Consider the following 23,068-nt stretch of genomic DNA (forward strand, 5'->3'; position numbering starts at 1 on the left):
TCGCCGCGATCTTCACTGGCTGGTATTCGCGCGTGTTGAGGCCGTGCGCGTCGCCGACGACGATCTGCACCGGCGCGAGCAGCAGCAACATCCACAGCGCCATCGAGAACGTGCGCTTGACGGGCTCGTCGCGGCGGCCCTTCAACAGATGCCATGCGCCGCACGCGGCGACGATGAAACCCGCGACGATGAACGCGGCAATGGTCATATGCACGAGCCGGTACGGAAACGACGGATTGAAGATCACCTTGAACCAGTCGACCGGGACAACGATGCCGTTCTGGATCGCGAAGCCCTGCGGCGTCTGCATGAAGCTGTTCGATGCGAGAATCCAGAACGTCGAGATCAGCGTGCCGACCGCGACCATCAGCGTCGCGAAAAAGTGCGCGCGCGGGCTCACGCGGTTCCAGCCGAACAGCATCACGCCGAGGAACCCGGCCTCGAGGAAGAATGCCGTCAATACTTCATACGTCAGCAATGGCCCCGTGATGTTGCCGGCGATGCGGGAAAACCCGCTCCAGTTGGTGCCGAACTCGTAGGCCATCACGACGCCGGAGACGACGCCCATCCCGAAGCCGACCGCGAAGATCTTCGACCAGAACTGGAACATCGATTTGTAGGCGGCGTCGCCCGTGGCGAGCCAGCGCCATTCGAGCACCGCGAGAAAGCTCGCCATGCCGATGCTGATCGCGGGGAACACGATATGAAAGGACACCGTGAACGCGAACTGCAATCGCGCCAGGTGAAAGGCGTCGAAGATTTCCATGACCGATATGTGCCCGTGATAGTGGAGACGTGCGTCCGATGCGGACCATCCCGCGACGGTCCGGCAGCCGCGTGGCGCGGCCCCGGCGACACGCGCATACATCGCATCCGGCATCGAAGCGTGATCGACGATAGCGCGATTCGAACGTCGCTCGCAATCAAACGCTGGCACCCGCGAACTGTGCTCGTGGCGCCCCGTTCGATGTGTACATCGAAACCGCGCGGGCGGCCGCCGCGGCCGTCAGCTGTACTGCTTTTCCGGTCGCCGCGCTGTGCACGCACATCGCGCGCGATCGCCCGTACCCTGTTGCCTGGTTCGGGTTCGCGGCAATCGGCGCAGGTCATCGACGCTCGTCGCCGCTCCCGTCATTCGCCGGCATAGCGCATCTGCTTCGGCATCTGCTGCGGCATCTGTTGTTGCGATGCACGCCGGCATCATCGCGAGGACACTCATGCAGCCACGCCCCATGCTGACCGAGCCGACCGGCAGCGTTGCGCGCGACGTCACGCGCCATCGTCCGGACGGGCTCGAACGGGTGGTCGACCGCGTCGTCGACGAATGCCCGGTCGCGCTCGTATTCAACGACATCTCGCATGCGGTGATGATGGCGACGCCGATCGATCTCGACGAATTCGGCGTCGGCTTCGCGCTCAGCGAAGGCATCGTCGAACGCGCGTCGGACATCTACGACATCGAAAGCGAATTCACGGCCAACTGCGCGGCCAACGGCGCGGTGGTGCGCCTCACCGTATCGCAGCGCGCGTTCGTCGCGCTGAAGGGCCGCCGCCGTGCGCTCGCCGGCCGCACCGGCTGCGGCGTGTGCGGGATCGAAAGCATCGCGCAGCTCGACCTGCATCCCGCGCGCATCCGTCATGCCGGCGCGGCGGCCGGGATCGGCGCGGAAGCGGTCGCGCACGCCGCGCGTGCGCTGCCCGCGCATCAGGCGCTGATGCGCGACACGGGCGGCATTCACGCGGCCGCGTGGTGCAACCGCGACGGTACGGTCGTCGAAGTTTTCGAGGACGTCGGCCGGCACAACGCGCTCGACAAGCTGATCGGCCGCCTCGCACGCGCCGGAACGGATACGCGCACGGGCTTCGTGTTCCTGTCGAGCCGCGCGAGCTACGAACTGGTTCGCAAGGCCGCGCGCGTCGATATCCCGATGATCGCGACGATCTCCGCGCCGACGGCGCTTGCGATCGACGTCGCGCGCGAAGCCGGCATCCGCCTGCTCGGCTTTTGCCGCGGCAGCGGTTTCGTCGAATACGTCGACGGCGTCGACGCCCCTGCAACCGTGGACGGATAACCGGCAATGATGCGCTCCATCGATTTCGACACCGCACAGCAGCACTTCGCGCACGCCTTCGCGCGATCGTTCGTCCGAACCTCCGTCCCGGTCGCCGATGCGGCGGGCCACATCCTCGCCGCGCCGTTGACCGCCGTGCTCGACCAGCCGCCCACCGACCAGAGCGCGATGGACGGCTATGCGGTACGCCACGCCGATCTCGCGAGCGGCGAGCCGTTGCGCATCGCGCAGCGCTGCTACGCGGGCGACGTGCCGCTGCCGCTCGATCCGCGCTGCGCGGCGCGCCTGTTCACCGGCAGCCTGATCCCGCCTGGCGCGGATACGGTGATCATGCAGGAGCACGCACGGGAGCAGGACGGGTACGTGAGCTTCGACGCGAGCACGCGTGCCGGCACGCACATCCGCCGGCGCGGCGAGGAACTGCGCGCGGGCGACGTGATGATGGCGGCAGGCACCCGCCTGCACGCCGCGCACGTCGGCATCGCGGCCGCGCAAGGCATCGCCCGGGTCGACGTGCACGCCGCGCTGCGTATCGGCATCCTGACGACCGGCGACGAGCTCGTCGCGTGCGGCGAGCCGCGGACGCCGCAGCAGATCTACAACAGCAACGCACCGATGCTGGCCGCGCTCGTCGCGGGCACCGGCGCCGTCGTCGCGCGGGCAGCGCACGCACGCGATACGCGGCACGCGGTCGACCACGCGCTGCGCGACCTGATCGCGCACTGCGACCTGCTCGTCTGCGTCGGCGGTGCGTCCGTCGGCGACAAGGATCTCCTGCGCCCGGTGCTCGCCGAGCTCGGCGCGTCGTTCGTGCTGTCCGGCGTTCGCATGAAACCCGGCAAGCCGGTCGCGCTCGCGCGGCTCGACGGCAAGCCGGTCGTGCTGCTGCCCGGCAACCCGGGCGCCGCGCTGACGACGTTCGCGCTGTTCGTGACGCCGCTGATCCGCTGCCTGCAGGGGCGCGACGAGCGCCTGCCGATCGCGCCGTCGCTGCCGTTCGACGCCGACATCGAGCCGGACGACACGCGCGACCGCTTCTTGCGGGTGCGCTGCCGCGTCGCAGCGAACGGGCAGCCCGTGCTCGACACGCTGCGGCAGCAAGGCGCCGGAACGCTGCAGTCGCTCGCGGACGCGAGCGGCGTCGTCCGGCTGCCCGCAGGCCGCGCGATTGCGCGCGGCGACGCGCTGCCGTACTACGATTTCGCGCGATGGCTCGCGTGACGGCGGCCGCACGCGTGGCCATGCTGCGGCGCGGCGCGATGCCGGCCGCTGCGTTGCACGGTTTTCGCGGTTCGCGCACCGCGTGCCGCGAACGAACTGTATTCCTGCAAATCGGCCGGGATTGTGCCTCTGCTTCGGCCACCCGGCGATCTATCCTCCGGCAAGGAGCCTGCCTCGGCCTGCGCCCGTCCCGTCCGCACGACCCGCGCACCGTCGGGCGCTCCGCTTTTCTCAACCTGCGCAGGCCAACGGAACGATCGTGAACGTCATCGATTTCGTCACGCCGACCGAAACCGCATCGAATCGCGGCGCGGCGGCAGTCGCCCTACCCGGCATCGCCGACATGCTCGAGCGTCCGCTGCGCGATCTGCGGCTGTCCGTGATCGATCGCTGCAATTTCCGCTGCACGTACTGCATGCCGCGCGACAGCTTCGACAGCGATCACGCGTTCATGCCGCCATCCGCACGCCTTTCGTTCGATGAACTGAGCAAAATCGCGCGCGCGTTCGTCGCGCTCGGCGTCGAGAAAATCCGCATCACCGGCGGCGAACCGCTGTTGCGGCGCGGGCTCGAAGCGCTGATCGAATCGCTCGCGTCGCTGACGACCGTGAGCGGCAAGCCTGTCGAAATCGCGTTGACGACGAACGGCTCGCTGCTCGCGGCGAAGGCGCGCACGCTGCGCGACGCCGGCCTCGCCCGCGTGACGGTGAGCCTCGACGCGATCGACGATGCGGTATTCCGCCGGATCAGCGACGTCGACCTCCCCGTGTCCCGCGTGCTGGACGGCATCGACGCCGCGCAAGCAGCGGGGCTCGCGCCCGTCAAGGTCAATGCGGTGATCGAGCGCGGCGTCAACGACAGCCAGCTGCTGCCGCTCGTGCGCGCGTTCCGGCACACGGGCGTGGCGCTGCGCTTCATCGAATACATGGACGTCGGCGGCGCGCAGTCATGGTCGGCCGACAAGGTGGTCACGGCCGCGCAGATGCGCGACACGATCGCCGCCGCGTATCCGCTGCTGCCGATCGACGATGCCGAACTGCACGCGGGCACCGCGATCCGCTATCGCCATGCTGACGGTGCAGGCGAAGTCGGTTTCATCGCCAGCGTGTCCCATCCGTTCTGCGGCACGTGCACGCGCGCCCGCGTGTCCGCCGACGGCCAGCTTTACACCTGCCTGTTCGCGACGCACGGCACCGATCTGAGGCCGTGGCTCGCCGACACCGTGCCGCTCGATCCGTTGAGCGCCGCGATCCGCGATCGCTGGCTGCGCCGCGACGACCGCTACTCGGCGTTGCGCGCGGCCCGGCCCGCGCGGCGGCCGGGGAAAGCGTATCCGACCGTGCGCATGTCGCTCGTCGGCGGCTGACACGCTGCCGAAGGATGCCGAGCGATGCAGGAAGCGCCGCCCTCTGGAGAACAATCATGACGTCATCGATCGATTCGCCCGCCGTACCGGACGACCCCGCGCATGCCGATCAACGCTGCGCCGACGACAGCACCGCGCGGCCCGTTCATGCGCCGCCGGCGATCGCCGCAGGCTTCGAGGTGCGCGTCCAGTACCCGCCGATCGACGTCGACGCGGAGATCATGCCGATCGCGCGCAACCCGCGCGTCGGCGCGGTCGTGAACTTCCTCGGCGTCGTGCGCCAGACCGGCGATTTCGACGACGTCGTCGCGCTCGAGATCGAGCACTATCCGGGCATGACCGAACGGTCGCTGTGGAGCATCGTCGAGGAAGCGTCCGCGCGCTGGACGCTCGAAGCGGTCAGGATCGTTCACAGGATCGGCCGGATCGCGCTCGGCGAGCCGGTCGTGCTGGTGGTCGTCGCCGCGCCGCATCGCGCATCGGCGTTCGACGCGTGCGAGTTCCTGATGGATTTCCTGAAGACCCATGCACCGTTCTGGAAAAAGGAAATCCGGCACGACGGCACGGCCGAATGGGTCGAGGCCAAGGCGCGCGACGATCACGCGATGCGACGGTGGGGCTGATACGCCCGCCGCCCTTTTTCCTTCCGGCAACGAGCCACCATGAGACTGACGATCAAGTACTTTGCGAGCATTCGCGAACAACTCCGCATCGACGAGGAAACCGTCGAGATCGATGCGACCGAACTCACCGTCGACGCGTTGCGCGACACGCTCGCCACGCGCGACGAGCGAACCGCCGACGCGCTGCACCGGGATCGCCCGGTGCGCGTCGCCGTCAACCACGAGATGGTGAACGGCACGTTCGTCGTGCACGAGGACAGCGAGATCGCGTTCTTCCCGCCCGTCACCGGCGGTTGAGCGACGCCGCGTTTCACGGTGTTCGTGGTGCGGTGTGCGATGCGCGCCGTGACGCGCATCGCCTTCCACCGTTCAGCGCGCGCAGATCGCCGCGAGCTTGCCGACGGTGATCACCGCCTGCTCGATCTGGCTCGACCACGGGCTGCTGTAGTTCAGCCGGATGAAATTCCGGTAGCTGTCGGAGATCGAGAACATATAGCCGGGTCCGATCGTGATCCCCTGCTCGAGCGCGAGCTGATACAGCCGCATCGCATCGACCTTCGCCGGCAATTCGATCCACAGCACGTAGCCGCCGGCCGGGCTCGAAATGCGCGTCCCCTCGGGGAAGAAGCGCGACACGATCGCGCGCATCAGGTTCGCCTGCTGCGCATACGCCTTGCGGATCCTGCGCAGGTGATGCTCGTAGCCGTCGCGCTCGAGATATTCCGCGATCGCGAGCTGCGGCAGCGACGGCGTCGCCAGCGTGTTCAGGAATTTCAGCTTTTCGACCTGGTCGCGGTAGCGGCCCGGCAATGCCCAGCCGATCCGGTACGCGGCGGTCAGGCTCTTCGAGAACGACGAGCAATGCAGCACGAGCCCCTTCCTGTCATAGGACTTCAGCGTGCTCGGATGCGAATCGCCGAAATACAGTTCGTTGTACACGCCATTCTCGATGATCGGCAGATCGGTCTTCGCTGCGAACTCGACCAGCTCGCGCTTACGCTCGTCCGGCATCTGGAAGCCGAGCGGGTTCTGGAAGTTCGGCATCACCATGCACGCGGCAATCGGCTGCGATTTCGCGATCGCCGCGAGCGCCGCGATGTCGATCCCGTACTCCGGATGCGTCGACACCTCGATCGCCTTCATCCCGAGACGCTCGATCGCATGCAGCATCGCGTAGAAGGTCGGCGACTCGACGGCGACCACGTCGCCGGGTTTCGCGACCGCCTGCAGGCACAGGTTGATCGCCTCCGTCGCGCCGACCGTGATGATGATCTCGTTCGGATCGACCGACATGCCGTTTTCCAGGTAGCGGCGCGCGATCTGGCGCACGAGCCGCGGATGGCCGGGCGGCAGCCCGTCCGTCACGCCCCACAGCGACTTGTCGCGGCCGGCCGCGTACGCATAGCGGTTCAGCTTCTCGAACGGAAACAGGCTCGGGTCCGGATACGGCGAGCCGAGCGGCACCGCGTCGTCGACGCCGATCGAACGCAGCGTCGACAGCACGAGGCGGCTCACGTCGACCGATGACGAAATCGCGATCGGCTTCGACGGGCGCAGGTCGCGCACCTGCCCGTTGCCGTCGTCGCGGCGCAGGTTGACGAAGTAGCCCGACTGCGGCCGGCTTTCGAGCAGGCCGCGGCTTTCGAGCAGCAGGTACGCGTGCAGGACCGTCGTGATGCTGAGCCGATGCTGCTGGCTCGCCTGCCGCACCGACGGAATCCGGTCGCCGTGCCGGTACACGCCCTGCCGGACCAGCCGCTCGATGTCGTCCGCAAGCTTTTCGTAGAGTTTCATCGTGCGCTCCCTGCCGCGGCGAGCGGTCGATGCGTGGCGATCCTTCCGTTCGGTTTTGCCTGTTCCATCATGGTGGGCTCTCGTGAAGATGCATCCGCAAGCCCGATCTCGCGGGACCTGCGGCGCTGTGCTTTAGATGATGGAAGAGTAAAAGCAGAACAGTCGGCCGCGAGCACACACATTCATCGTGCGTGCAAGAGTACAGTTTAGGCAAACGGCCGAGGTGTGTCCGAACTGTATGTCTTATGAAATACCCGGTGGGGTCGGATGAGGGGCCGGACGACTGGCGCGAGATGCGTCGGATGCGACGCGACAAAAAACAAAAACCGCGAGACGTCGCCGGCTCGCGGTTTCCGGGATCCGGCCGGCATCACGCGTCCGGCAGCACCACCACCTTGCCCTTGACCTGCCGGTTCGCGATCCGGGCGATCGCGTCCGCCGCGCCGGCGAGCGGCACGCGCTCGGTAATCACGGGGCGCACCTTGCCGGCCGCGAACCATTCCGCGAGCAGGCGCAGGTTGGCCGCATGCTGTGCCGGATCGCGGCGCACCGCGTCGCCCCAGAACACGCCGAGGATGTCGCGCTCCTTCAGCAGCGCGAGGTTCAGGGCAATCTTCGGAATCTCGCCGGCGGCGAACCCGACCACGAGGTAGCGGCCGCGCCATGCGGTCGCGCGCAGCGCCGTCTCGGTGTACGCGCCTCCGACCGGGTCGTAGACCACGTCGGCGCCGCGCCCGCCGGTCAGCTCGTCGACGCGGCGCCGCAAGTCTTCAGTCGCATAGTCGATCGTCTCGTCCGCACCCGCGGCGCGACAGAGTTCGAGCTTGTCGCCGCTCGATGCCGCCGCGATCACGCGCGCGCCGAGCGCCTTCGCGATCTCGATCGCCGCGAGCCCGACGCCGCCCGCCGCGCCCAGCACGAGCAGCGTCTCGCCCGCTTGCAGGCGCGCGCGCTGCTGCAGCGCGTGCAGCGACGTGCCATAGGTCAGCACGAACGCGGCGCCCTCGTCGAACGCCATGCCCGGCGGCAGCGCGGCGATCTGGCGCGCGTCGGCGACACACTGCTCGGCGAACCCGCCGTGTCCGGTCGATGCAATCACGGCAGCGCCGGGCTGCCATGCCGTCACGCCGTCGCCGACGGCGTCGATCACGCCCGCGAATTCCGCGCCCGGTGAAAACGGCAGCGCCGGTTTCATCTGGTACAGGCCCTGGACGATCAGCGCATCGGGAAAATTGAGCGCGGCCGCCTTCACGCGGATCCGCACCTGTCCCGCGGCCGGCTCCGGGACGGCGACGTCCTCGATCCGCAATTGGTCGATCGGACCGAAAGCGGTACATAACAAGGCTTTCATACGATGGTTTCTCCTTGTGCGGCATCACGAGCCGCGTCCTGTTCCTGCAACTGGCGCAACGGAATCCTGGCGCTGCCCGGCTTCGGCAGCGCATCCACGAAATCGACGAAATCGACGACGTCGACGACGCGCGGCGCCGGCTCAGAACCACGCATCGCGCATGTCGAGCGGCGTCGCATCGACACTCGCGAGCAGGTCGAGCTGCGCGTCCGTCTTCGGCAGCTCCCAGCGAAAGAAGTAGCGCGCGGCGGCGCGCTTGCCGTCGTGGAAGTCGCCGGTGCGCCCGTGCGTGGCGAGCGTCACGTCGAGCCATAGCCACGCGACGACCAGATGGCCGAACGCCTCCAGATAGACGCTCGCATTCGCGAGCCGCCGCTGCGGATCGTCGAGCGCGCCGAGCTGGCGCGTAACGTCGCCAAGCCGCCGCCAGCGCCGCAGCAGCGCATCGGCCTGCGCACACGCTTCGGCATCCGCGGCCCGCGCCCGCTCGACGGTCGCCGCGATGCGCGCGTCGAGCGAGCGCAGCGCCGCGCCGTCGTCCTGGCCGACCTTGCGGCCCAGCAGGTCGAGCGCCTGGATGCCGTGCGTGCCTTCGTGGATCGGATTCAGGCGGTTGTCCCGATAGAGCCGCTCGACCGCGTAGTCGCGCGTGTAGCCGTAGCCGCCGTGCACCTGGATTGCGAGGTCGTTCGCGGCGAGGCACCACTGCGACGGCCAGCTTTTCGCGATCGGCGTCAGGATGTCGAGCAGGCGCCCGGCGTCCGCACGCGCGGCCGCGTCGGGCTGCGCGCGCGCATCGTCGACGAGCCGCGCGCAGTACAGGATCAGCGCGAGACCGCCTTCGACGTAGGCCTTCTGAGCAAGCAGCATCCGGCGCACGTCCGGATGTTCGATGATCGGCGCCTGCGGCGCGGCGGCGTCCTTGCCGGCCGGCCCGAGCGGGCGCCCTTGCGGCCGGTTGCGCGCATAGTCGAGCGCATGCAGGTAGCCCGTGTAGCCGAGCGCCACCGCGCCCGCGCCGACACCGATGCGTGCTTCGTTCATCATGTGGAACATGTATGCGAGACCGTGGTTCGGCTTGCCGACCAGATAGCCGATCGCACCCGCGCGCCCCGCCGGACGATACCGCGTGCCCTCGCCGAAGTTCAGCAGGCAGTTGGTCGTTCCGCGATAACCCATCTTGTGGTTCAGTCCCGCGAGCACCACGTCGTTGTGCTCGCCGCTCGCGCCGCCGTCGGCTCCCGGCAGATACTTGGGCACGATGAACAGCGAGATGCCGTGCGTGCCGGGCATCAGCCGGCCGTGTTCGTCGGGAATCTTCGCGAGCACCAGGTGGACGATGTTCTCCGCGAGCTCGTGCTCGCCGCCCGAGATCCACATCTTGTTGCCGGTGAGCCGGTAGCGCGGGCCGAGCGGCGATTCGCACTCGTAGTCCGCGCGCGTCGCGATGTCGGACAGCGACGACCCCGCCTGAGGTTCCGACAGGCACATCGTGCCCAAAAAGCGCCCTTCGAGTTCGGGGCGCGCGAACGCGTCGATCTGCGCGGGGCTGCCGTGCGCGACGAGCAGGTTCGCGTTCGCGACGGTCAGGAACGGATAGGCCGCCGTCGCGATGTTCGCGGCCTGGAAGAACAGGAACGACGCCGCTTCGACGAGTTTCGGCAGACACATCCCGCCGAGCGCCTCGTCATGGCCCGCGGCGATCAGGCCCGCGTCGGCGAAGGCCCGCACTGCCGGCTCGACTTCGGGAATCAGCGTCACGCGCTCGCCGTCGAAGTGCGGCTCCTCGCGATCGCCGCGCGCCGCATGCGGCGCGAACAGGTCGGCCGCGATCCGCTCGCTGGTATCGAGCACGGCATCGAAGGTCTCGCGGCCATGCTCCGCATAGCGCGGCAGCGCCGCGAGCGCTTCGGCATCGAGCCATTCGTACAGCAGGAACGCGAGATCGCGGCGCGACATCAGCAAGCTCATCGCATTGCCCTCCTGCGCGCCTGGCCGCACACCCGGCCCGTTATCGTCCCTCGCCCGCGTGCCGTGCCGCGCGACGCGTGGCCCGCATGCGCGTGCCCGATCGATGCCTGCTCCATCACTTCTGTCTCCTGTCGGGCGGCACGATGCGCGCGGCCCGATGATTTCGTTTTGCGAAATTCGGTGAGCGATTCCTTCAGCGTCGAATGCTGGCGACATACTCATGCTGGCAAACAACGAACGCCGGCGAAAAATTTAGCACGGTCGTTCGCGAATCGCAACGCGCGATTCCATCGGCTCATGCGCGCGCGCCTCCGACACCGTCGCCCCGGTATCATCTGAACATTGGCCCGGCGGGAACACCGATGGACGAGCAGAACCTCGACGCCGTGGCAGAATCGCCGAAACGATCACACCGGATCAGAGTCATGCGTTGAAAGAGATTCGCCGAATGACGCCGGATCTCGCCGCGAGGCAATGCAGGCTGCCGCTCGCCGCGCTTTCAGCTCAGCCCTGATCGGACGCCGACACATGGATATGCAGCTAACCGAACAACAAGTCCTGGCGCTGGCGCCGGACAGCGGCTCGGCCGCGAATGGCAGGAAGCTGGCGCAGCCGAAGCAATGGCCGATGCTCGGGCGCAACGCGCGTGCGGTCTGGGGCGAATGCCAGGGCAGCGGCAAGAACCCCTATCAGGTGCGCGTGGACTTCGCCGATTTCGCGAGCAAGTGCTCCTGTCCGAGCTTCAAGTTCCCGTGCAAGCATGCGCTCGGCCTGTTGATCCTGGCCGCCAGCCAGCCCGCTGCCGTCGCCGACGCCGACGAGCCCGAATGGGTCACCGACTGGCTCGACAAGCGGGCGGACAACGTGGCCCGCAAGGAGGCGCGCGCGGCGGCCAAGGCCGACGCGCCGGTAGACGAAGCGGCGCAGCACAAGCGCGCCGAAAAGCGCGAGAACCAGGTGCGCGACGGGATGGCCGGGCTGCAGGTCTGGCTGGAGGACCTCGTGCGCAACGGCCTCGCGCGCTTGCCGGCGCAGGGGCCGGCCTTCTGGGAACAGATGGCCGCACGTCTGGTGGACGCGCAGGCACCCGGCCTGGCCGCGCGGGTACGCGCGTTGGCCGATATTCCGGGAAGCCGCGAAGACTGGCCCGAGCGGCTGCTGGCCGAGCTTGGCCGCCTCGCGCTGGCGGTGCGCGCATACGAGCGGATCGACCTGCTCTCTCCCGATCTGCAACAGCAGCTGCGGCAGCTGATCGGCTTCAGCGTGCGTGAAGAGGACGTACTCGCACACGGCGAAGGCTTGCGCGATCGCTGGCACGTGATCGGCCAGGCGGCCGACACGGACGAGCGCGTGCGGGTGCAACGCACCTGGCTCGTCGGCGAGGCCAGTGGCCGGTCCGCGCTGTTGTTGCAGTTCGCCGCGGGCAACCAGCCCTTTTCCGCCATCTGGCCGCCGGGCACGGCGTTCGACGGCGAACTGGCGTTCTGGCCGGGCACCGGATCGCGGCGCGCAATGCTCAAGGGTGCCGCCACCACGTTGCCGTTGCCTGCCGCGTTTCCGCGCGTGGATGACTACCCCGCTTTGCTCGACGAAGCGGCCAATGCACTGGCAGCCAACCCCTGGCACGACCGTCTTGCCACCGTACTCGACGCGATCGTGCCCGCGTACACGGGCAGCGCATGGCACGCGGTCGATTCGACCGGACATGGCCTGCCCCTGCACGGCGGCGACCATTGGCTCTGGCTGGCCGTGACCGGCGGACGGCCCCATCCGGTCGCCGTCGAGTGGGACGGACGCGCGCTTCGGCCGTTGGGCCTGTACATCGACGGACGCTATCAAGGCCTGGCAGGAGGCGCGTGATGCAAGACCTGATTCGCACCGCGCTGGTCGGCACGGCCAACGTGTCGCTCGACGCGCCGACGCTGGCAGAGATCGATGCGTTGTTGCCCGAAGGGACCAGGGAGCAGCGCCTGCTATGGCAGGCCGGCAGCCTTGCCGTCCATCGCGAAGCCGGCCGCCTGCCGCGGACAGCGTCACGGCCGGCCGCCGCGCCGGATGAAACCTTGCCGGAAACGCCCGCTGCGATCGCATCCGTGCTCGCAGCCGCTATCGCCGACGAGATACCGGGCCTGGGCGAATGGCTCGCGCCGCGTGTCGTGCAGGCTGGCTGCCGGCTGCCGCCCGCGCTGCTGCCGCTCGTTCTCGGCAAGGCCGCGACATTGACACGCTGGCGCGATGCGCTCGGCGAACGCGGGCGCTGGCTTGCGTCACACAACCCGGACTGGGATGCGCGCCTGAGGAAATTCACGCCGGGCGACCTCGACGAAACCGCACTGCTGCGTACCTGGGACGAAGGCGACACGAGCGCACGCGCCGACGCGCTCGTCGCGCTGCGTGGCATCGACGCGGCCGATGCGCGTGAACGGCTGGCCGCCGTCCTGCCGAAGGAAAAGGCCGACGCACGCCAGCAATTCGTCAGCGCGATGGCAGCGAACCTCGGCATGGATGACGAGCCGCTGCTCGAGAGCCTGCTCGACGACCGCGCACAAACGGTGCGCGCGGCAGCGGCGAGTCTGCTCGCCCGCCTTCCGGACTCCGCGCTCATGCGTCGCATGACGGCGCGTGCCGACGCGTGCGTCCGCTGGCAGGCGGCCACGCCCGCGAGCGGCGCCGTCGCCAGGTTCGCCGCCTTCCTGGGCAAGCGCGCCGCGCCGGTGCTGAGCGTCGACATTCCCGACGAACTGCCGAAGGACTGGACACGCGACGGCATCGTCGATGCAACGGCGCCCGGAGAAGGCAGACGCGCATCGTGGCTGCGCCAGTTGCTGTCGGTGGTGCCGCCCGCGCGCTGGAGCGATGCGGCGGGCGACGAAGCAGACGCGCTGATTCCGTTGATGGCGGACAGCGACTGGGCCGAATCCCTGCTGTCCGGCTGCGCCACCGCCGCGTGCCAGGCGGGCGACCCCGCGTGGTCGGCCGCGTTCCTGCGCTGCGCGCTGAGTCGCAGCAAGCCGCCGGCGCAGTTGAGTGCACTGATCGTCACGCTATGGAAGTCGTCGCTTCCCGTCGTTCGCGAAGGCGAGCTGTGCCGCCAGCTCGCGCTCGGCAATGTCGACATGGCGGCCATGCTCGCCCGTCACCTCGATGCGCCGTGGCCGCCCGAAGTCGTCCGCACCTTTGCGCGCACCTTCTTCGCCGACGACATTCAGCGCCGCACGCCGGAGGACCTGATGCAGCGCTATGACCTCGCCGAGCTCGCGCAGCTGGCCGTGCTGCGCACAGCCGATGCCGACCTCGCCGTGCTGTCGCCCATCGTCGAACTGTATGCCGGCTGGCTCGGCAACGCCTTTGCCGGCCCACCCCGAATGCTGGAGCGGGCGCGTGAAATCGTCACGCTCGTGCAAGCCAAACAAACCGTGATCAAGGAGATGCCGCTGTGAGCGCCAACCTCAACACCGTGCTGCGCCAGCATGCCGAAACGCAATATGCGGAAGAACTGGCGGAACTCGCGCGCCACGACGCGCGCGCGCGGCCCGCGAACTGGAAGCTGTCGCCGTGGGCGGTCAAGACCTACCTGCTGGGCGGCAAGCTCGACAACGGCTTCGAGGTCACGCCGAAATACATCGGCAGCGGCCGACTCATCGAGATTGCCGTCGCCACGCTGGCGACCGACCGCGCGCTGCTGCTCTACGGCGTGCCGGGCACCGCGAAGAGCTGGGTGTCGGAGCATCTGGCGGCAGCGATCAGCGGCGATTCCACGCTGCTGATCCAGGGCACGGCCGGCACCGACGAGACCGCGTTGCGTTACGGCTGGAATTACGCGCGCCTGCTGTCGGAAGGCCCGTCGGAGCAGGCGCTGGTGCCGAGCCCGATGCTCAACGCGATGCGCGAAGGCAAGCTTGCGCGGCTGGAAGAGATGACACGCGTGCCGAGCGAAGTGCAGGACACGCTGATCACGCTGCTGTCGGAAAAGACGCTGCCCGTGCCCGAGCTCGGCATCGAAGTGCAGGCGCAACGCGGTTTCAATGTGATCGCGACGGCCAACAACCGCGACCGCGGCGTCAATGAGATGTCGTCGGCGCTGATGCGCCGTTTCAACACCGTGATCCTGCCCACGCCCGACACCTTCGACGAGGAAGTCGCGATCGTCAGCCGCCGCGTGGCCGAGCTGGGCCGCGCGCTGGCGCTGCCTGCCGAAAAGCCGGCCCTGGAAGAAGTGCGCCGCGTGGTCGCCGTGTTCCGCGAATTGCGCAACGGCCTGACCGAAGACGGCAAGACCAAGCTCAAATCGCCGAGCGGCACGCTGTCGACGGCGGAAGCGATTTCGGTGCTCGGCCACGGCATGGCGGTTGCCGGCTACTACAGCGACGGCGTGTTGCGCGCAGCCGACCTGGCGGCCGGCCTGACCGGCGCGATCGTCAAGGATCCGGTGCAGGACAAGCTGGTCTGGATGGAATACCTGAAGACGGTGGCGAAGGAGCGTGACGGTTGGAAAGACTTCTACCGCGCGTGCATGGAAGTCGCCTGATGGCGGTTCGCTACTACGGCATCCGCCACCATGGCCCCGGCTGCGCACGGGCGCTGAAGGCCGCGCTCGCGGCGCAGCAGCCCGATATCGTGCTGCTGGAAGGGCCGCCCGAGGCGAACGAGGTGGTCGCGCTGGCCGCCGACGCCGCCATGCAGCCGCCGGTCGCGCTGCTCGTCTACCCGAGCGAAGCGGCGCGGCTGGGCGTGTTCTACCCTTTTGCGGAGTTCTCGCCGGAATGGCAGGCGATTCGCCACGCGACGGCGCACGACGTGCCGCTGTGGTTCATCGATCTGCCGGTCGCGCACGGTTTCGCCGAAACCCTCGCGCGGGAACAGGCTGCCGCCGAAGCGGCATCGGCAACCGATGACGGCGACGTCGGGTCCGCGGAACCGATCACTGCAGCCGATGACACCGAAGCCGATCACGTCGATGTCGATGCTGCGGAAGCGACCACGGAAGCCACCGAGCCGGAGACGCCGGACGACGCGCTGCCGTCGGGCTGGCGCATGGATCCGGTCGGCGAACTGTCGCGCGCGGCAGGCTATGACGACCACGAGCTGTGGTGGGAAATCGAAGTCGAGCAGCGACGCGACGCCGGCGAGCTGTTTGCCGCGATCGAGGAAGCGATGACGGCGTTGCGCGAACATGCGCCCGCGCCATCGTTGCGCGAAGCGCGACGCGAGGCCCACATGCGCACGCGCGTGCGCGAAGCCCTGAAGGCCGGCTACCAGAACGTCGCCGTCGTATGTGGCGCCTGGCACGTGCCGGCGCTGACGCAGGCTGCCAGGATCAAGGACGACACGGCGCTCCTCAAGGGTTTGCCCAAGACCAGGACCGAAGCGACCTGGGTGCCGTGGAGCGACGATCGCCTTGCCTTTGCCAGCGGCTACGGTGCGGGCGTGGAGTCGCCCGGCTGGTATCGCCATCTGTGGCAAAGCCCGGATCGCGCCGGTTTGCGCTGGGTGACCGAGGGCGCCCGCCTGATGCGCGCGGAAGGGCTGGACGCATCGTCGGCCAGCGTGATCGAAACGGTGCGTCTGGCTGACGCGCTCGCCGCGATGCGCGACCTGCCGCTGCCGGGGCTGGCCGAGCAGCGCGACGCGATGATGGCCGTGCTTTGCCGCGGCGAGGCCGAACCGCTGGCCCTGATCCGCCGCAAGCTCGAGATCGGCGACCGCATGGGCAGCGTCCCCGCGTCGGCCGTTGCCGCCCCGCTGCAACGCGACCTGGAAGCGTGTCAGAAGCGCGTGCGCCTCAAGCCGACGACGGAAATCAGGCAGATCGACCTCGACCTGCGCGAAGACGGCGGCCGGCAACGCAGCTTGCTGCTGCATCGGCTCGATCTGCTCGACGTCGGCTGGGGCACGCTGATGCGGGACAACAACCGCACGGGCACGTTCCGCGAAACATGGGAACTGCGCTGGCAGCCGGAGATGATCGTCGCGCTGATTGCCGCCAGCCGTTACGGCAACACGATCGAGGACGCGGCCACGCATCGCCTGTGCGAGCGTGCGCGCGCAGGCGCCGAGCTGCCCCGGCTGACCGGGATGCTCGACCAGGCCGTACTTGCGCGGCTGCCGGTCGCCATCGATGTGCTGCTCGGCTGTGTGCAGACGCAGGCGGCCGTCGCGGCCGATCTTGCGCACCTGATGACCGCGTTGCCGCCGTTGGCGCGTGTGGCCCGGTATGGCGACGTGCGAGGCACGGCGGCCGCCGACCTGCAGCCGATCGTCGAAGGGCTGGTCGAGCGCATCGTCGTCGGTTTCGCGGCCGCCGCGAGCCATATCGACGAAACCGCCGCCGCCGCGATGCTGGAGCACATGGATGGCGTGCAGCGCGCGCTCGATACGCTGGACACGGCGGCACTGCGCGACAGCTGGTTCGATTGCCTCGTCGACCTGACCGCCGACGCCGCCGTTGCGCCCGCGGTACGCGGCTTTGCATTGCGCCTGGCCTTCGACCGCCAGCGCGTCGGCGCGGACGAGCTCGCACGCCAGGCCGGCCTGGCGCTCGCCACCGCGATACCACCGGCCGAATCCACCGGCTGGCTTACCGGGCTGCTGCGCGGCAGCGGCCTGCTGTTGCTGCAGCACGATGCGCTGTGGCGTGTCATCGACGCGTGGCTTGCGGGCCTCGCGCACGACGTCTTCATCGAGCGTCTGCCGCTGCTGCGTCGCGCGTTCGCCGATTTCCAGGCCGCCGAGCGGCGCGAAATGGGCCGCAAGGTCCGCCGGCTCGACGCGCCAGCCGCTGCGGCAGCCGCTGCCGCCGAACTCGACCACGCACGGGCCGCTCGCGTGCTGCCCGTGCTCGCCGCCATCCTGGGGAAGTGAAATGAGCGTCAACGTCGATCTCGAAACCGACCGCATGCAGCGCTGGCGCCTGGTTCTGGGCAGCGAGGCCGACGAAAGCTGCGGCGCGACGTTGTCCGCCGAACTCGTCCGTGCCGACAACGCGCTGGCCGCGCTGTATGACAGCGAACGTACGGGTGGCCTGGGTGCCAGCAACCCGAACGTTGCGCGCTGGCTTGGCGATATTCGCGAGTTCTTTCCGACATCCGTCGTGCAGGTCATGCAGCAGGACGCGCTCGAACGGCTGAATTTGCGCAAGATGCTGCTGGAGCCGGAACTGCTCGAAGCGGTCGAGCCGGACGTCCATCTCGTCGCCAGCCTGATGTCGCTGTCGCGCGTGATGCCGGCCAAGACCCGGGACACCGCGCGCCGGGTGGTGCGCCGCGTGGTCGACGAGCTCGAGCGGCGGCTTGCCGAGCCGATGCGTCACGCCATACGCGGCAGTCTCAACCGTGCGGAGCGCAACCACCGGCCGCGCCTGAATGAAATCGACTGGCATCGCACCATCCGCGCCAATCTGTCACGCTATCTGCCCGAACAGCGCACGGTGATCGCGGAAAAGCTGGTCGGCTACGCGCGCAAGCGCTCGGCTTTGCGTGACGTCGTGCTGTGCGTGGATCAAAGCGGATCGATGGCCGCGTCCGTCGTCTACGCGGGGGTGTTTGCCGCCGTGATGGCGTCGCTGCGGGCCGTCCGCACCCGCATGATCGTGTTCGATACCCATGTCGTCGATCTGACCGACGAAGCGGGCGATCCGGTCGACCTGCTGTTCGGCGTCCAGCTTGGCGGCGGCACCGACATCAACCGCGCATTGGGTTACTGCCAGCAGGTCATCGACCGCCCCGAACAAAGCATCCTCGTGCTGATCACCGATCTGTTCGAAGGCGGCAATCAGCAGGAGATGCTGCAGCGCGCCGCCGCGCTGAAGGCCGCCGGCGTCAACGTCATCTGCCTGCTGGCACTGGCCGACAACGGCGCGCCCGGCTACGACCATCACAATGCGGCGAGTTTTGCTGCACTCGGCATTCCGGCGTTCGCTTGTACGCCCGACCGTTTTCCGGAACTGATGGCCGCGGCCATCCAGAAGCAGGATATTGCGCTCTGGGCAGCGCAGCAGGGGTTTGTCACGAATCGTGCTGAATGACCGGAGGGTTTCGATCGACGATTGCCGCCCAGGCCCGCACCCCGCATATCCCTGGATCGCACTCGCACCCGATGGAACACGACGGAAACAACAAACCCGCGAGCGCTTGATTTCTCGCGGGTCTTCGGGACTTCATGGAATTGCATGGAAGCGATCCTGGTGCCGGGGACCGGACTCGAACCGGCAAGCCAGTTAAGGCGGCGGATTTTCGTCACACTGCTTCTTTCGAAGTCGGCATCGTCTGAACGATGCCGTTCGTGCGCTGGACTATGCCTTCGCCATCGCGCGCGGGCCGCTGCCCGTGCGCCTTAGGCGCCCCCCGTCTAGTCTCTACACCTTCCTCGCGCGAGCCACGAGGCTTGGCTCGGCGTTGCCTCGATGCATCGCATCAGGGGTTTCGCCGAATTTGAAGGGTTCTGCACCGACCGTTTCCGGCCGGGCACTCAAACTTTTAAGTCCGCTATGTTTACCAATTTCATCACCCCGGCAAGGGCGGACGGGATTCTACCACTGCTCGCACGGGCATTCGTCATTTGAACCTGTCGCGCTACGCCGGATCGTCGGAGGCGCCGTCGCACCTGCCCCGTCCCGCCCACGACATCCGGTGCCGCCGTTACAATCGACACCCTGCAGCGCGGGCGTTTTCGTCGCACGATTGCGCGCACGGCCTTCCGATATGCCCCCATCACACGTCATCGGAAGGTCACAAACGTTTTCGATAATCAGGTCGCCGAAAACGTTTACATCGCGCTACCCTCATGACCCCGACCATCAAGGATGTCGCCGCCCTCGCCGGCTTTTCGATCGCTACCGTGTCGCGCGCGATCAATGCGCCGCACACCGTGAGCCCCGCGACGCTCGAAGCGATCCGCACCGCCATCGACACGCTGAAGTTCCGCCCGAGCCCGCTCGGCCGCCAGTTGCGCGGCGAGCGCACGCGGCTCGTCGGCGTCGTGCTGCCGACCCTCGCGAACCCCGTGTTCGCCGACTGCCTGCAAGGGATCGACGAACTCGCGACCGCGGCCGGCTTCAAGCTGATCCTGATGACGACCGAATACGACGCGGCGCGCGAGCGCCACGCGATCGAGACGCTGCGCGAGCAGCGCGTCGAAGGGCTGATCCTGACCGTCGCCGACGCGGACACGCATCCGCTCCTCGACATGCTCGATCACGACGGCTCGCATTACGTGCTGATGCACAACGACACGCAGCGCCGCCCGTCGGTATCGGTCGACAACCGCCGCGCCGCGTACGACGGCGTGCGGCTGCTGACCGCACGTGGCCATCGCCGCGTGCTGATGCTCGCCGGCTCGCTCGCCGCATCGGACCGCGCACGGCAGCGTCACCTCGGCTATGCGCAGGCGCTCGAGGAAAGCGGCGTCGCGCCGCTGCCGCCCGTCGAGATCGACTTCAATGCGCCCGAGCTGCCCGACGCGGTGCTCGCGCACCTGACCGCGCGCGCGACACGCCCGACCGCGCTGTTCTGCAGCAACGACCTGCTCGCGATGGTCGTGATGCGCGGGCTGCGGCGCGCAGGCTTCTCGGTGCCGAACGACATCTCGGTGCTCGGCTTCGACGGCATCGCGATCGGCGAACTGCTCGCGCCGCCGCTCGCGAGCGTCGCGACGCCGAACCGCGACATCGGCCGGCACGCGTGGGAGCGGCTCGTCGAATGCATCGCCGGCAAGCGCGTCGAGCGTGCATCGCTGATCCTGCCGCACACCGTGCGCGACGGTGCAACGGTCGCGTCGGTCGCGTCGGCCGACCTGCACGTGCGCGAAGCCTGACCGCGGCACGCCGGTCGCCGCTCAACCAGCCGCTCAACCACACGCTCACCCACACGCTCAACCGGAGACCCCAACGTGACCTTTCGCCTGTCGTCCCTGCTGCGCGCATTCGCCGCGCCGCTCGCCTGCGCTGCGCTCCTCGCCGGTGCGTCGTCCGCATACGCGGAAGACACCGCGATCTGCTACAACTGCCCGCCCGAATGGGCCGACTGGGCCGCGCAGATCGCCGCGATCAAGCAGAAGACCGGCATCCGCGTGCCGTTCGACAACAAGAACTCTGGCCAGGCGATCGCGCAGCTGATCGCCGAGCAGCAAAGCCCGGTCGCCGACGTCGTCTATCTCGGCGTGTCGTCGGCGTTCCAGGCGAAGGACAAGGGCGTGACCGCGCCGTACCGGCCCGCGCACTGGAACGACATCCCGGCGAACCTGAAGGACCCGCAGGGCTACTGGTTCGCGATCCACTCGGGCACGCTCGGCTTCTTCGTCAACAAGGACGCGCTCGAAGGCAAGCCGGTGCCGCGTTCGTGGGCGGACCTGCTGAAGCCCGAGTACAAAGGGATGGTCGGCTACCTCGATCCGTCGAGCGCGTTCGTCGGCTACGCGGGCGCGGTTGCGGTCAACCAGGCGCTCGGCGGCAGCCTCGACAACTTCAAGCCGGCGCTCGACTGGTTCCGCAAGCTGAAGGCGAATGCGCCGATCGTGCCGAAGCAGACCGCGTACGCGCGCGTGCTGTCGGGCGAGATTCCGATCCTGCTCGACTACGACTTCGACGCGTATCGCGCGAAGTACAAGGATCACGCGAACGTCGAGTTCGTGATTCCGAAGGAAGGCACGATTGCGGTGCCGTACGTGATGAGCCTCGTGAAGGGCGCGCCGCACGAAGCGAACGGCAAGAAGGTGCTCGATTTCGTGCTGTCCGACGAAGGCCAGAAGCTGTGGGCAAGCGCGTATCTGCGTCCGGTGCGCGCGCAGGCGATGAGCGCCGACATCGCGTCGAAGTTCCTGCCCGCGAGCGACTATGCGCGCGCGAAGGCCGTCGACTTCGGCAAGATGGCCGCCGGCCAGCAGGCGTTCGGCCAGCAATACCTGCAGATCATGCAGTGACGGCAGGACGCCCGCGATGCTCGACCTGACCTTCCCGCTGCGCTGGCGCATCGCGCTCGTCGCGCCCGCGCTCGCGGTGTTCGCCGCGTTCTGGCTGCTGCCGATGGTGGCGCTCGCGCAGGTGTCGGCGAACGGCGCATTCTTCACGCAATATGCGTCGCTGCTCGGCAACGCGCGCTACATGAAGAGTCTCGGCGAAACGGTCGCGCTGTCCGCGGCCGTCACGCTCGCGACGCTCGCGCTGTCGACGATCTCGGGCCTGCTGCTCGCGCGCCGCGAGTTCGCCGGCAAGCGCGTGCTGCTCGCGCTGCTGACGTTTCCGCTCGCGTTTCCGGGCGTCGTCGTCGGCTTCATGGTGATCATGCTCGCGGGCCGGCAAGGGCTGATCGGGATGCTGTCCGCGAAGCTCACCGGCGACAAGTGGGTGTTCGCGTATTCGGTCGCGGGGCTGTTCGCGGGCTACCTGTACTTCTCGATCCCGCGCGTGATCGTCACCGTGATCGCGGCCGCGTCGAAGCTCGACCCGTCGCTCGAGGAAGCCGCGCGCTCGCTCGGCGCGTCGCCGTGGCGGATCCTGTGCGACATCGTGCTGCCGGCGCTCGCGCCGGGCCTGATCGCGGCCGGCGCGATCTGCTTCGCGACCGCGATGGGCGCGTTCGGTACCGCGTTCACGCTCGCGACCGATCTGAACGTGCTGCCGATGACGATCTACACCGAGTTCACGCTGAACGCGAACATCGCGACGGCCGCCGGCCTGTCGATCGTGCTCGGTATCGTCACGTGGGCCGTGCTCGCGCTCGCACGCCAGTTCACCGGCCACACCGCGGCTGCGGCCGCCTGAGGTTCACCCGATGCATTCGCTTTCCGATTCTTCCGCGCCGCCGCCCGCCCCCGCCCCCTCCCGCGCCAACGGTGCCGCGCGGCGCACGCCGCGCGTGACCGGTGCGCGTGCGATCGCCGCGCTGCAGTGGCTCGTCACGTTGCTGCTGTGCGCGTTCCTGATCGTGCCCGTCGTGATGTCGGTGCTCGCCGGGCTGACCGTCAACTATTTTCGCGGTCTGTCGAGCGGCCTCACGCTGCGCTGGCTCGAACAGGTGTGGGAGCAGTATCACGGCTCGGTCGCGCTGTCGCTGTACGTCGCATTTGCGACGCTCGCGATCGTGCTCGCCGTCGGCGTGCCGGCCGGCTATGCGCTTGCGCGCAGCAAGAACCGCGCCGCGCGCGTGATCGAGGAAGCGCTCGTGCTGCCGGTCGCGCTGCCGGGGCTCGCGTCCGCGCTTGCTCTGCTCGTCGTCTACGGCGGCTTCAGCGCGTTCCGGATGAGCCTGTGGTTCATCGTCGCCGGCCACGTCGTGTTCACGCTGCCGTTCATGGTGCGCGCGGTCGCGGCCGTTGCGGCAGGGGCCGACCTGCGCACGCTCGAGGAAGGTGCGGCAAGCCTCGGCGCATCGTTCGTCACGCGCTTCGTCACGATCGTGCTGCCGAACCTGCGGCCCGGCATCGTCGCGGGCGCACTCGCGGTGCTCACGCTGTCGATCGGCGAATTCAACCTCACGTGGATGCTGCATACGCCCGACACGAAGACGCTGCCCGTCGGCCTCGCCGATACCTACGCGTCGCTGCGTCTCGAAGTCGGCAGCGCGTACACGATCCTGTTCCTGCTGATGACGCTGCCGCTCCTCGTCGCGATGCAATGGCTCGGCGTCGATCCGTCGGGCACGCGCACACCGAAGCGCCGCAAGCGCTGATTTCGTAT

Annotated in this window: 19 protein-coding genes; 14 read left to right on the forward strand and 5 right to left on the reverse strand. The window is 68.4% G+C overall.

Annotated features, from left to right (window positions below; translation table 11 throughout):
* A partial coding sequence (locus tag DID96_RS08675) for a cytochrome ubiquinol oxidase subunit I (protein ID WP_148094500.1) occupies positions 1-766 on the reverse strand: 766 nt, incomplete at its 3' end.
* A 451-nt stretch (positions 767-1,217) separates the two neighbouring features.
* Here DID96_RS08675 and fdhD point away from each other — a divergent pair.
* The 5 genes from fdhD (at position 1,218) to moaD (ending at position 5,579) form a co-directional block, all read left to right on the forward strand.
* A complete protein-coding gene (fdhD, locus tag DID96_RS08680) occupies positions 1,218-2,072 on the forward strand; it encodes a formate dehydrogenase accessory sulfurtransferase FdhD (RefSeq protein WP_124598952.1) in 855 nt (284 codons plus the stop codon).
* 6 nt (positions 2,073-2,078) lie between these two features.
* Positions 2,079-3,293: a gephyrin-like molybdotransferase Glp gene (gene glp / locus DID96_RS08685; RefSeq protein WP_124598953.1), complete on the forward strand. Its 1,215-nt coding sequence runs from the start codon at positions 2,079-2,081 to the stop codon at positions 3,291-3,293.
* 259 nt (positions 3,294-3,552) lie between these two features.
* Complete coding sequence (gene moaA, locus DID96_RS08690) at positions 3,553-4,659, forward strand: GTP 3',8-cyclase MoaA (protein WP_124598954.1); 1,107 nt, start codon at positions 3,553-3,555, stop codon at positions 4,657-4,659.
* A gap of 56 nt (positions 4,660-4,715) precedes the next feature.
* Positions 4,716-5,282: a molybdenum cofactor biosynthesis protein MoaE gene (locus DID96_RS08695; protein ID WP_124598955.1), complete on the forward strand. Its 567-nt coding sequence runs from the start codon at positions 4,716-4,718 to the stop codon at positions 5,280-5,282.
* A 39-nt stretch (positions 5,283-5,321) separates the two neighbouring features.
* Positions 5,322-5,579, forward strand: coding sequence for a molybdopterin converting factor subunit 1 (gene moaD / locus DID96_RS08700; protein ID WP_124598956.1), 258 nt, complete (start codon positions 5,322-5,324; stop codon positions 5,577-5,579).
* Positions 5,580-5,651: 72 nt separating this feature from the next.
* On the opposite strand, the gene DID96_RS08705 is transcribed toward moaD, so the two are convergent.
* The 4 genes from DID96_RS08705 to DID96_RS08715 all read right to left on the reverse strand — a co-directional run bounded on the left by DID96_RS08705 (position 5,652) and on the right by DID96_RS08715 (position 10,398).
* Positions 5,652-7,076, reverse strand: coding sequence for a PLP-dependent aminotransferase family protein (locus DID96_RS08705; protein WP_124598957.1), 1,425 nt, complete (start codon positions 7,074-7,076; stop codon positions 5,652-5,654).
* A 370-nt stretch (positions 7,077-7,446) separates the two neighbouring features.
* Entirely contained in the window at positions 7,447-8,427 is a 981-nt protein-coding gene (locus DID96_RS08710) for an NADPH:quinone oxidoreductase family protein (RefSeq protein WP_124598958.1), read from the reverse strand.
* On the reverse strand, positions 8,424-8,582 hold the full coding sequence (locus DID96_RS38215; protein ID WP_185732202.1) for a hypothetical protein: 159 nt from the start codon (positions 8,580-8,582) through the stop codon (positions 8,424-8,426). Before DID96_RS38215 ends, DID96_RS08710 begins: the two co-directional genes overlap by 4 nt.
* Entirely contained in the window at positions 8,569-10,398 is a 1,830-nt protein-coding gene (locus DID96_RS08715; RefSeq protein WP_124598959.1) for an acyl-CoA dehydrogenase, read from the reverse strand. Before DID96_RS08715 ends, DID96_RS38215 begins: the two co-directional genes overlap by 14 nt.
* 528 nt (positions 10,399-10,926) lie before the next feature.
* Here DID96_RS08715 and DID96_RS08720 point away from each other — a divergent pair.
* The 9 genes from DID96_RS08720 (at position 10,927) to DID96_RS08760 (ending at position 23,060) form a co-directional block, all read left to right on the forward strand.
* Positions 10,927-12,258, forward strand: coding sequence for an SWIM zinc finger domain-containing protein (locus tag DID96_RS08720; RefSeq protein WP_260463829.1), 1,332 nt, complete (start codon positions 10,927-10,929; stop codon positions 12,256-12,258).
* Positions 12,258-13,838 (forward strand): DUF5691 domain-containing protein, encoded by a 1,581-nt coding sequence (locus DID96_RS08725; protein ID WP_124598960.1) that lies wholly within the window; start codon positions 12,258-12,260, stop codon positions 13,836-13,838. The genes DID96_RS08720 and DID96_RS08725 overlap by 1 nt, the downstream gene beginning before the upstream one ends.
* Positions 13,835-14,926 carry an AAA family ATPase gene (locus DID96_RS08730; RefSeq protein ID WP_124598961.1) on the forward strand — a complete coding sequence of 364 codons (1,092 nt, stop codon included), beginning with the start codon at positions 13,835-13,837 and terminating at the stop codon, positions 14,924-14,926. The genes DID96_RS08725 and DID96_RS08730 overlap by 4 nt, the downstream gene beginning before the upstream one ends.
* Complete coding sequence (locus tag DID96_RS08735; protein ID WP_221624576.1) at positions 14,926-17,259, forward strand: DUF5682 family protein; 2,334 nt, start codon at positions 14,926-14,928, stop codon at positions 17,257-17,259. The genes DID96_RS08730 and DID96_RS08735 overlap by 1 nt, the downstream gene beginning before the upstream one ends.
* Position 17,260: 1 nt before the next feature.
* Entirely contained in the window at positions 17,261-18,421 is a 1,161-nt protein-coding gene (locus DID96_RS08740) for a VWA domain-containing protein (RefSeq protein WP_124598962.1), read from the forward strand.
* A 758-nt stretch (positions 18,422-19,179) separates the two neighbouring features.
* Positions 19,180-20,208, forward strand: coding sequence for a substrate-binding domain-containing protein (locus DID96_RS08745; RefSeq protein WP_124598963.1), 1,029 nt, complete (start codon positions 19,180-19,182; stop codon positions 20,206-20,208).
* Between the two features lie 75 nt (positions 20,209-20,283).
* Positions 20,284-21,312: an ABC transporter substrate-binding protein gene (locus tag DID96_RS08750; RefSeq protein ID WP_124598964.1), complete on the forward strand. Its 1,029-nt coding sequence runs from the start codon at positions 20,284-20,286 to the stop codon at positions 21,310-21,312.
* A gap of 16 nt (positions 21,313-21,328) precedes the next feature.
* The gene (locus DID96_RS08755; RefSeq protein WP_124598965.1) at positions 21,329-22,153 is read left to right on the forward strand and encodes an ABC transporter permease; all 825 of its coding nucleotides are present in this window, start codon (positions 21,329-21,331) and stop codon (positions 22,151-22,153) included.
* A gap of 10 nt (positions 22,154-22,163) precedes the next feature.
* On the forward strand, positions 22,164-23,060 hold the full coding sequence (locus tag DID96_RS08760; RefSeq protein WP_124598966.1) for an ABC transporter permease: 897 nt from the start codon (positions 22,164-22,166) through the stop codon (positions 23,058-23,060).
* Positions 23,061-23,068 lie beyond the last annotated feature (8 nt).

The organism is Burkholderia sp. Bp8963, assembly GCF_003854275.1.
Classification (GTDB): Bacteria; Pseudomonadota; Gammaproteobacteria; order Burkholderiales; family Burkholderiaceae; genus Burkholderia.

Bases quoted from the DNA above. Each gene is read 5' to 3' on its own strand.
- fdhD (WP_124598952.1), top strand. From the start codon at position 1,218: ATGCAGCCACGCCCCATGCTGACCGAGCCGACCGGCAGCGTTGCGCGC.
- glp (WP_124598953.1), top strand. From the start codon at position 2,079: ATGATGCGCTCCATCGATTTCGACACCGCACAGCAGCACTTCGCGCAC.
- DID96_RS08695 (WP_124598955.1), top strand. From the start codon at position 4,716: ATGACGTCATCGATCGATTCGCCCGCCGTACCGGACGACCCCGCGCAT.
- moaD (WP_124598956.1), top strand. From the start codon at position 5,322: ATGAGACTGACGATCAAGTACTTTGCGAGCATTCGCGAACAACTCCGC.
- DID96_RS08705 (WP_124598957.1), bottom strand. From the start codon at position 7,076: ATGAAACTCTACGAAAAGCTTGCGGACGACATCGAGCGGCTGGTCCGG.
- DID96_RS08710 (WP_124598958.1), bottom strand. From the start codon at position 8,427: ATGAAAGCCTTGTTATGTACCGCTTTCGGTCCGATCGACCAATTGCGG.
- DID96_RS38215 (WP_185732202.1), bottom strand. From the start codon at position 8,582: ATGCGTGGTTCTGAGCCGGCGCCGCGCGTCGTCGACGTCGTCGATTTC.
- DID96_RS08715 (WP_124598959.1), bottom strand. From the start codon at position 10,398: ATGAGCTTGCTGATGTCGCGCCGCGATCTCGCGTTCCTGCTGTACGAA.
- DID96_RS08720 (WP_260463829.1), top strand. From the start codon at position 10,927: ATGGATATGCAGCTAACCGAACAACAAGTCCTGGCGCTGGCGCCGGAC.
- DID96_RS08725 (WP_124598960.1), top strand. From the start codon at position 12,258: ATGCAAGACCTGATTCGCACCGCGCTGGTCGGCACGGCCAACGTGTCG.
- DID96_RS08735 (WP_221624576.1), top strand. From the start codon at position 14,926: ATGGCGGTTCGCTACTACGGCATCCGCCACCATGGCCCCGGCTGCGCA.
- DID96_RS08740 (WP_124598962.1), top strand. From the start codon at position 17,261: ATGAGCGTCAACGTCGATCTCGAAACCGACCGCATGCAGCGCTGGCGC.
- DID96_RS08745 (WP_124598963.1), top strand. From the start codon at position 19,180: ATGACCCCGACCATCAAGGATGTCGCCGCCCTCGCCGGCTTTTCGATC.
- DID96_RS08755 (WP_124598965.1), top strand. From the start codon at position 21,329: ATGCTCGACCTGACCTTCCCGCTGCGCTGGCGCATCGCGCTCGTCGCG.
- DID96_RS08760 (WP_124598966.1), top strand. From the start codon at position 22,164: ATGCATTCGCTTTCCGATTCTTCCGCGCCGCCGCCCGCCCCCGCCCCC.